The sequence below is a fragment of the Komagataeibacter kakiaceti JCM 25156 genome (genome assembly GCF_000613305.1).
In genome coordinates this window covers 1-2,405 of record NZ_BAIO01000363.1, presented here as the reverse complement: position 1 = coordinate 2,405, position 2,405 = coordinate 1, and the positions used below count along the sequence as shown (strand labels likewise).

Here is a 2,405-nt window from a genome sequence, read left to right as displayed (position 1 = left end):
CTTCGTGCTGCTGCCGCTGCGCGATGTCATGCCCGACTGGCGCGATCCCGTGACCGGGCGCGCGCTCGACGCCCTGCTGCCGGAGGTGGCGGGCCAGCAGATCACCCGCAGGCGGGCGGGTGCGGACTGAAGTCTTGCATCGGGACGGGTGAGGGCGTATTAAGGTAAATTCTGACCTACATAACCAATTACTAACCGGAGTTCAGGCCTGATGGCACGCGTCACTGTCGAGGACTGCGTTGAGCGGGTTCCCAATCGTTTTGAACTGGTGCTGCTGGCGGCCCAGCGCGCGCGCGCCCTGTCGCGTGGCGAGGAAATGACGATTGACCGCGACAACGACAAGAACCCCGTTGTCGCCCTGCGTGAAATTGCTGACCAGACCGTGGGTCTGGACCAGATCCGCAGCGACCTCATCCGTTCGCTGGCCCGCGCGCCCGAGCCCGAACCCGCTGACGAGGAAGTGGTCGACCTGATCCCGACCGAGCAGAACATCTTTGGCCTTCAGGATGTCTCGGCCGAGGAAGAGGCCCGCAATTCCGGCGGCATGTCGGCCGAGGAACTCGAAGCTCGGTCGAGGCGGCGCTGAGCGGGCGCGGGCGATAACATCTGACGAAAGGGTGGAAGGTGACTGACCCGGTCAGATCGGAAACGACATCTTCCTCCATGCCCGCGCCCGTCGCGGGCGGAGTGGCCGATGGAGACGGCGCGCTGGCCCTTCCCGCCATCAGGGAGGAAGGTGAGCGCGCCATCACATGCGAAGCTGATCCGTCGCATCCATGCCTATGACCCGGCGGCTGATGCGGACCTGATCCGCCGCGCCTTCGCCGTGGCGCAGACGGCCCATGCCGGGCAGTTGCGCGATAATGGCGATCCCTACATCATTCACCCGCTGGCCGTCGCCAACATACTGGCGGGATTCCATCTCGATGTCGCGTCCATCATCACGGCCCTGCTGCATGACACGATCGAGGATACGGGCGTAACCCAGCAGGAACTGCGCCAGCAGTTCGGTGACACGGTGGCCGATCTGGTCGATGGCGTCACCAAGCTGACGCGGCTGGAACTCCAGTCCGACCGCACCAAGCAGGCCGAGAATTTCCGCAAGCTCGTGCTGGCCATGTCGCGCGACATCCGCGTGCTGCTGGTCAAGCTGGCGGACCGCCTGCACAACATGCGCACGCTGCATTACGTGCAGCGCCTGGACCGCAGGCAGCGCATTGCGCGCGAAACCATGGAAATCTACGCCCCCCTTGCCGGCCGTATCGGCATGGACAAGGTGAAGGGCGAACTCCAGAACCTGTCCTTCGCCGCGCTTGAGCCGGAGGCGATGGCCACCATCCGCGCCCGCCTCAACTACCTGCGCGGGCAGGGTGCGGACGTGATCGAGGAAATCCGCCGCGAGCTTCTGGCCCTGTGCGCCGAAGCCGGGCTGGAAGGCGTGGATGTGACGGGGCGCGAGAAGACGCCCTATTCCATCTGGGAAAAGATGCAGCGGCGCAATGTGGCGTTCGAGCAGCTGTCCGACATCATGGCCTTCCGCATCATCGTTCCCTCGCGGGAGGCATGTTATATCGCGCTTGGCGCGGTCCACGCCGCCTATCCGGTCATTGCCGGGCGGTTCAAGGACTATATCTCCACCCCCAAGGCCAACGGCTACCAGAGCCTGCATACCGGGGTGACGCTGCGCCACCCGCGCAACCAGAAGATCGAGGTGCAGATCCGCACGGCGGAAATGCATGACGTGGCGGAAAACGGCGTCGCCTCGCACTGGCTGTACAAGCAGTTGCCCGATGCCGCGGGCAGCGGGGAAACGAAGGGCGTCATTTCCGGCCTGCGCTGGGTGCAGGATCTGCTGGACATTCTGGAAGATTCGGCGGCCCCGGACGAGTTCCTCGAGAACACGAAACTCGAACTCTATCAGGATCAGGTTTTCTGCTTCACGCCCAAGGGGCAACTGATCTCCCTGCCGCGTGGCGCGACCCCGGTCGATTTCGCCTACGCCGTGCATAGCCAGGTGGGTGATACCTGCGTGGGCGCGCGCATCAATGGCCGCCTCATGCCGCTGCGCCACGAATTGCAGAATGGCGATCAGGTCGAGATCATGACCGCGCGCGGGGGCACGCCCTCGCCATCGTGGGAGCGGTTTGTCGTCACCGGCAAGGCGCGTGCGCGTATCCGCCGCCATGTCGCCCTGCAACAGCGCGAGGCCCATCTGGAAAGTGGCCGCGTGGCGCTGGCCAAGGCCTTCCGGCAGGAAGGAGTGGACGGATCGGAAAAGGTGCTGGACAGCCTGCTCAGGGATCTGCGGCTGCAATCGGTGCCCGACCTGTATGTTGCTGTGGGAAATGGCAACCAGTCCGCGCGGGAGGTGGTGCAGCTCGCCTATCCCGAACTGCGCCGCGCGA

Annotated in this window: 2 protein-coding genes and 1 pseudogene; all 3 read left to right on the top strand. The window is 64.8% G+C overall.

The features are described 5' to 3' along the window. Positions 1–130, top strand: a pseudogene (locus JCM25156_RS31290) (2-amino-4-hydroxy-6-hydroxymethyldihydropteridine diphosphokinase); the annotation flags it as partial. 81 nt (positions 131–211) lie between these two features. After that, entirely contained in the window at positions 212–586 is a 375-nt protein-coding gene (rpoZ, locus tag JCM25156_RS13785; RefSeq protein WP_025813541.1) for a DNA-directed RNA polymerase subunit omega, read from the top strand. A 108-nt stretch (positions 587–694) separates the two neighbouring features. Continuing rightward, a partial coding sequence (locus JCM25156_RS13780; RefSeq protein WP_034959903.1) for a RelA/SpoT family protein occupies positions 695–2,405 on the top strand: 1,711 nt, incomplete at its 3' end.